This window comes from Mycobacterium sp. 1482292.6 (genome assembly GCF_001672995.1).
GTDB lineage: Bacteria > Actinomycetota > Actinomycetes > Mycobacteriales > Mycobacteriaceae > Mycobacterium > Mycobacterium europaeum_A.
Genome location: NZ_LZKV01000129.1, coordinates 1 through 6,062, shown reverse-complemented (window position 1 = coordinate 6,062; position 6,062 = coordinate 1). Strand labels below are relative to the sequence as shown.

Below are 6,062 nucleotides of genomic sequence, written 5' to 3'. Positions count from 1 at the left end.
GTCATCCCGCACAACTCGTCGCGATCGATCTCGGCCACGATCTCCACGACGCGCCCATCAATCGCATTGCGCTGACCCGTCAGCTCCGCCAGTTCATCGAAGAGCTCCCCGAGACGTTCCTTCGGGGACGCTTCGACGCTGGCGGCAGTCACGGTCGGAGACATGACGCCATCATCACAGCCACCACCGACAAAAACGGTCTCCCCCCATTCCGCGGCCCCAATGTGTGTGCGCAGAAACCCCTATGAGATCTCCGGTTCCCACCGCGGGTCGCGGCCAAGGCGTGCCAAAAGCTTTGTCTGCGCATCGCTCTCATCGCCGACCGGGACCGGCGCAGCGAACATCCCGGACGCGGCCAAGGCCTGCGCACCTTCCGGAAGGCCGGCGCAGAACAGCTCACACCACGCCGGGTCCAGAGCGTCATCGGCGCCCACCGCCCGGGCGAGGTCCCAGGTGTGAACCAGGACATCGCGGGTCAGGTTCGGCATCAGCCGGTACTCGCTTAGTTGTGTCGCTCGACCCGATTCAAACGCCGCCGCCAGCGCGTCATAGGTCAATCGCCATCGCGTTTGCGGATCGCCACTTGGCCGGTCGGGCTTATATCCGAACGGGCGCAACAGAAGCACATCATGGAAGCCGATCACGTGCTCGAGAACCGCTCGCGCGTCCCACGCATCGCACGGGGATGGCCGGCGCCATTTGCCGTCCGCCGCCCTGACCGCCTCGCCGAACCGTCGGCACACCGCCAGGTGCAGTCCGGCAATGTCATCCATCGCCGGAAGATCCGGGCACCTGCAACGTCAGCTCGACCGGACAGCACAGCGCGCCATGCTGATTGGTCACCCGGATTTCGACATCGACCAGGCAGCGCGGCGGGTCCACCGAGGTGTCCCGGCGCTTCGCCACGGCCCGCCCCCGGCCGATCATCGTGTCGCCGGCATACACCGGCGCGGCCAGTCGCATGGACCGGCGCACCACGCGCGAGCGCGGGCCCGCCCAGTCGGTCGCGACGCGGTCGGCGAACCCGGCCAGGTGCATCGTGTTGACGTAAATCGTCGGATTGCCCTGCGCCTGAGCGTATTTCGGGTCGAAATGGCTGGGGAAGTAATCCCACGTTGCCCCGGCGTTCTCCACCACCCGCTGGTAGCTGATGTGGTCGATCACTTCCGGCAAGTCGACGGGAACGGAGATCATCGCCCAGTCCAGGCCGTCGCCGGTCACGACGCGGGCCCGGGGGTGAAACGGAACAAGGTATTGCGATTGGTGGCGACCACGACGTTGTCTTGGCGGCGATAGGTCTCCAGCGTCTCGACGAAATGGCCGACGCCCAGTCGCGTCCGCTTTTCCGGTGATACCGAGACCAGCTCGTCGACTGCGGTCAGCACGTCGCCTTCGACGATGGGCTCGGGGAACTCAACCTCGTTGGCGGCGTTGATGAATGTAGTACCGGGCAGCGGCACCCGCAGGGCGATCAACGAAGCGGTGCCTCTTCCCCAGGGTTGCCAGGGCGGTGCGATCAGCCAGCCCATCAACAGCGCGGGCGGCGCGAGTAATCCTCCCCACTGCCGCCGGGCGAACTCGGGGTCCCAGTATGAGCGATTACCGTCGCGCACCATCGCAGCGAACAACTGGATGCGTGCGGCGCTGACCGCGGTTCCCGCGACGCGGGGCTCGCTTCGCGCGCCGACCATCCGCAGCGCATCGTCGTAGGTGCCGAAGGCCAGCCGCTGACCGAAATCCTGATCCACGTATCGGTGCCGCTCACATAACGAGGGGGTGGCGACTCGGGACGGAATCCCACTGCAAGGCACGCGAAGTGAAGTACCAGCCGCCCCGCTCGTAGATCAATGTGTCGTGGAAGGTCCCAGTGGCCCGCAGCGTGGTGTCGCCATAAATCGCGGCGAAAAGCACAGCGACACAGTGCTGAGTCGCGTTGACCCCGTCGACGCTGATCTCATGATCGACCGTGACCAGTCGTTGACCGTCGCCACCGTCGAAGGCCGACCGCAGGTCGCTGAAAAGCTCACCGTCGCGGGTATAGCTGGCACCCGAATGACGGAAGGTGGAGACCCAGCGGTCGCGATCGCCGTCGGAGTAGGCCCGATTGTGCCGGGCGTTCAGATCCAGGATGGCAGCGCGTCCGGTGGCGGCTTGCAGCATTTGCTGTTCTTGATAGGTCATGGTCATCGCTTCCAGCCTCTCTGGAGAAATCACTGCCGACAATGGGCTGAGGGGACGTTAATGCAACTCGTCGACTATTACGTGACATTAACGGAACCTAACGGCGAACGACATACCCACTACTTTCACGATCCCAGGCCCCCGGACTGACGCCGCGTTCGCGCAATAAATCTTTGCGTATCCGGCCGATCACGTTCTTCGGCAGTTCGCTCACGGTCTCCACGAATCGCGGCACGCAGAAGTAGGGCATGCGGGCCGAGCAGAAGTCGAGCAGTTCCGCGAAATCCAGTGTGGCGCCGGGCCGCAGCGTGACGACTACCAGGACGTCGTCCTCGCCCAAATCGCTCGGCACGCCGACCGCGGCGGCCTCGGCCACGGCGGGATGACTGGCGACAACGGCCTCCACCTCGACCGAAGAGATATTCTCACCGCGCCGGCGCAACGCATCCTTGATTCGGTCCACATAGGTCAGATTCTGGTCACGACCGAGGCGCCCGAGATCGCCGGTGTGAAACCATTCCGGATGCGGCTTTATCTGCGAATCCGCGCCGACGTAGCCCACGCTCATCACGTGCGGATACCTGGGCCGACAGGCGATTTCACCCACGGAGTCGGCGGGCAGTGGATTGCCATGCTCGTCGAGGATCCGCACCTCGAAATCGGGATTCGGCCGGCCCGAAGTCCCGGGAACCCCGTCCTCGGCGACCGACTTGAGGGCGATGGGAAAAGCCTCGGTGAGCCCATACATCGTGACAATGCGGCAGCCGTAACGCTTTTCGATGTCGCGGTAGGAGTTTGCGTCGATCGGCGCGGCGGAGATGAACCGTAGCGGCAGCCGTGCGTCATCCGGATCCGCGGGCAGATTCCGCAGCATCGAGACCATCGCCCCGGCACCGGCGAACCCGACGGCGCCGCGGGCGCGTATGTCGTCCCACACCTCGCCGGGGTGAAAAGACCCGGCCAGCACCGTCGTTGCGCCGACCAGCATGGGCGCCAGGATGCTGGGTGCCGCACTGAGGTGAAACAACGGCATCGCCGTCCACAACACCTCGCCCTCGCGTAATTGCCAGGCCGATGAGACGGTGGCTGCCACGGAAAACAGGTAGTGCCATGTCGTGGCGACCGCTTTGGACGGGCCGGTGGTGCCCGAGGTGTAGAACAGGCAGGCGAGGTCGTCCGCCTCGCCCGGGTCATCGACCGACGCGAGGCCGGCGTGTTGTCTCAACGTCGCGGTCAGTGAGTCACCTTGCACCACAATGTTCGTCAGGCTCTCCGCCGCGTCGGCGACCTCGGCGGCGCGGGGCCGGTGTTCGGCGTCGGTCAGCATCACCTTGGCGTGTGACAGCCGCAGGGCGTGCAACAGGAAGTCGCCTTTGTTCGCGGCATTGATCGCCGCGCTCACCGCACCGATCCGCGCCGCGCCCAGCCAGAAGTAGACCCATTCCGGACACGTGCCGGTGAACAACGCGATGCGGTCACCCCGTCCGACTCCCAACTCGCTCAACACCTTTGCCGCCGCATACGACCGCTGGCGCATCTGCTCGAAGGTCACATCGACGCCGGCGATCGACATCATCACCCGGTCGGGGTACTGCCGCGCGCGGAGATCGAGCACGGCCGGCACGGTGAAACGGTCGACGCCGTAATCGGCGGGCCGCACGGACCCCACGCGGTCAGCGCACATCGGTCTGTGTGGCTCTGGTCAAGCTTTGGCGGCCGCCGGGTCGGGCTCGCCGTCGGCGCCGTAACCGAAGTCGGAGGGCGACGGTTGCTCCCCCGGGTAGAAGCGGTGCGCCCACCGACGCAGGGCCGCGTAGTCGTGTGCCTCTTCGGGCGCCAGGTTGGGCTTCTCCAGGTATTTCATGTTCTCCCAGGTGAAGAAGTCCTGTTTGATGACCTCTTGCTGCAACGCCAGGAACCGGGCGGCACGTCCGGTGGGCACGTCACCGCTGTCGCCCGGTTCACGCACGGAAGCCTGCGTGTAGAAGTAATCGGTGTAGTCCTCGTCGACCGGGGTCTGCCCGGTCACCTCGATAGTCGCCACCAGCTCGCTGGGGAACCGGACGATGCCGAGGCCCAGCGAGTAGTTGTCGTAGATGATCTTGGCGTCGACCGGCCCGTCGGGTGTCAACCAGGTCGAGCCGCGGCCGCCGCCGAAGTGGGCGTTGACGGTGGCGTGCAGGTGATAACCGGCCACCTCGAACGACGCCGTCGTGGCCGGGTTGGCGGCCTTGTGCACGTACTGAACGTGATAGGGGTCGGCGGCGTTTTCGATGATCATCTGCGGGTGCACCTTGACCCGGTTCAGCATCTGGCTGTGCGGGTGCAGCGGGTAGTACTCGTTGGTTTCCAGTTCCGGCAGCACCGGCGGCTGCCAGTACGGCGCCCGGCCGTGGCGCTCGTGCCAGGCCAGGATGAAGCCGTACCATTCCATGCTCGGATAGGTCCGGATGCGGACGTTGTTCTTGCAGCCGATCTTGCTGTAGGGAATCAGCGCGTTGGTTCCATCGCCGCGCCACTGCCAGCCGTGCCAGGGGCAGACGATGTTCTCGCCTTCCACGGTGCCGCCGACCCCCAGGTTGGCGCCGAGGTGCTGACAGTAGGCCTCCATCACGTGAACCTGGCCCGACTCCGTGCGGAACAGCACCAACTCCTCGCCGAAGTAGTGCGCGCGCCTGACCTGGCCGGGAGCCAGGTCGCTTCCGAAGGCGACGATGAACCAGCCCGTCGGGAAACGGTAGGTCGACAGCGCGATGCCACCCGGTCCGAACTCCCGTTCCGAGGGGTCTGACTCTGGAATCGTATTCGTCACGAGCACTCCGTTTCCCACGCGGCCGGGCGCATCAGGGCCGCTCTTAACTCACCGCGTTTCGACGACTAAGGTCTATTTTTACTATTTTAGACATTGAACGTCAACGCGCCGCCGCCCGGGCGTGGCGTGGCGTCGGAGCCAATGGGGGTTCGCATGACGGCCGCTGCGGTGGACCTTTCCGATTTCGCGTTGTGGCGTAACGGTTTTCCCGACGAACTGTTCGCCGAGTTGCGGCGTACCAGGCCGCTGTTTCGGCACGACCTGACGCCGGGCGTCGCCGACACCGTCCAGCGCCAATTCTGGGTCGCCACCAAACACCGGCATGCGGTCCGCCTGCATCGCGACACCGACTCGTTCACCGCGGCCGACGGCCCACTCATTCAACCGGTCGCCATGTTCTCGGCATCCCCGACGATCATCACGCTGGATCCGCCGGACCTGAACAAGCGCCGCAAGCTGATCTCCAACGCTTTCAACCCGCGTGCGATCGCCAAGCTGGAGAACGGCATCCGGGCGCGCGCCGCGCGGATGATCGACGGCCTGCTCGCCCGGGGCGGTGGGGACTGGATCTCCGACGTCGCCGACGCGCTACCGATGACGGTCATCGGCGACATCATCGGCATCCCCGAGGAGGACCGGCCGCGGATCTTCGAGCTGTTCGACCGCATCCTGAAGGCGCTTGCGCCCGAGGAGCACCCGAGCGGGCACGTCGAAACCGAGCTCTTCGCCTCGGTCTTCGAGTACGCGATGGAGCTCACCGCCGAAAAGCGGCGCAATCCCACCGACGACATCTGGAGCACGCTGGCGTCCGCGGTGATCACCGGCGACGACGGCGAGCAGTTCAGTCTGCCCGAAAACGAACTCGAGTTCTTCTTCTTCGTGCTGGCCTTCGCCGGCAGCGACACCACCAAGAACGCGCTGGCCCGCAGGTCTTCCCGCTCGCGATAGCGTTCCATCTGCTCGGGGTTGGCGACGAACGCCTGCAGCCCGATGGCCAGCGCGTTCTTGGTGGTGTCGCTGCCGGCGAAGGCCAGCACGAAGAAGAAGAACTCGAGTTCGTTTTCGGGCA

General features: G+C 65.4%; 6 protein-coding genes and 2 pseudogenes. 1 reads left to right on the top strand and 7 read right to left on the bottom strand.

The genetic code is table 11. From position 1 onward, the window contains the following. The 7 genes and pseudogenes from A5624_RS28620 to A5624_RS13590 form a co-directional block, all read right to left on the bottom strand. Positions 1–164, bottom strand: a pseudogene (locus A5624_RS28620) (hypothetical protein); the annotation flags it as partial. 78 nt (positions 165–242) lie between these two features. Further along, a complete protein-coding gene (locus A5624_RS13615) occupies positions 243–773 on the bottom strand; it encodes a maleylpyruvate isomerase family mycothiol-dependent enzyme (protein WP_066866959.1) in 531 nt (176 codons plus the stop codon). Continuing rightward, positions 766–1,221 carry a MaoC/PaaZ C-terminal domain-containing protein gene (locus A5624_RS13610; protein ID WP_066866957.1) on the bottom strand — a complete coding sequence of 152 codons (456 nt, stop codon included), beginning with the start codon at positions 1,219–1,221 and terminating at the stop codon, positions 766–768. Before A5624_RS13610 ends, A5624_RS13615 begins: the two co-directional genes overlap by 8 nt. After that, complete coding sequence (locus A5624_RS13605) at positions 1,218–1,748, bottom strand: MaoC family dehydratase N-terminal domain-containing protein (protein WP_066866954.1); 531 nt, start codon at positions 1,746–1,748, stop codon at positions 1,218–1,220. Before A5624_RS13605 ends, A5624_RS13610 begins: the two co-directional genes overlap by 4 nt. A 13-nt stretch (positions 1,749–1,761) precedes the next feature. After that, positions 1,762–2,187 (bottom strand): nuclear transport factor 2 family protein, encoded by a 426-nt coding sequence (locus A5624_RS13600; RefSeq protein ID WP_066866952.1) that lies wholly within the window; start codon positions 2,185–2,187, stop codon positions 1,762–1,764. A gap of 91 nt (positions 2,188–2,278) precedes the next feature. After that, the gene (locus tag A5624_RS13595) at positions 2,279–3,865 is read right to left on the bottom strand and encodes an AMP-binding protein (protein WP_066866950.1); all 1,587 of its coding nucleotides are present in this window, start codon (positions 3,863–3,865) and stop codon (positions 2,279–2,281) included. Between the two features lie 18 nt (positions 3,866–3,883). After that, a complete protein-coding gene (locus tag A5624_RS13590) occupies positions 3,884–4,993 on the bottom strand; it encodes a Rieske 2Fe-2S domain-containing protein (protein WP_369806955.1) in 1,110 nt (369 codons plus the stop codon). Between the two features lie 153 nt (positions 4,994–5,146). On the opposite strand from A5624_RS13590, the pseudogene A5624_RS13585 reads away from it, so the two are divergent. Next, a pseudogene (locus A5624_RS13585) lies at positions 5,147–5,917 on the top strand (cytochrome P450); the annotation flags it as partial. Positions 5,918–6,062 lie beyond the last annotated feature (145 nt).

What these genes read in the sequence shown, in the direction of transcription:
- A5624_RS13615 (WP_066866959.1), bottom strand. Translation starts at nt 773, where the DNA reads ATGGATGACATTGCCGGACTGCACCTGGCGGTGTGCCGACGGTTCGGC.
- A5624_RS13595 (WP_066866950.1), bottom strand. Translation starts at nt 3,865, where the DNA reads ATGTGCGCTGACCGCGTGGGGTCCGTGCGGCCCGCCGATTACGGCGTC.
- A5624_RS13600 (WP_066866952.1), bottom strand. Translation starts at nt 2,187, where the DNA reads ATGACCATGACCTATCAAGAACAGCAAATGCTGCAAGCCGCCACCGGA.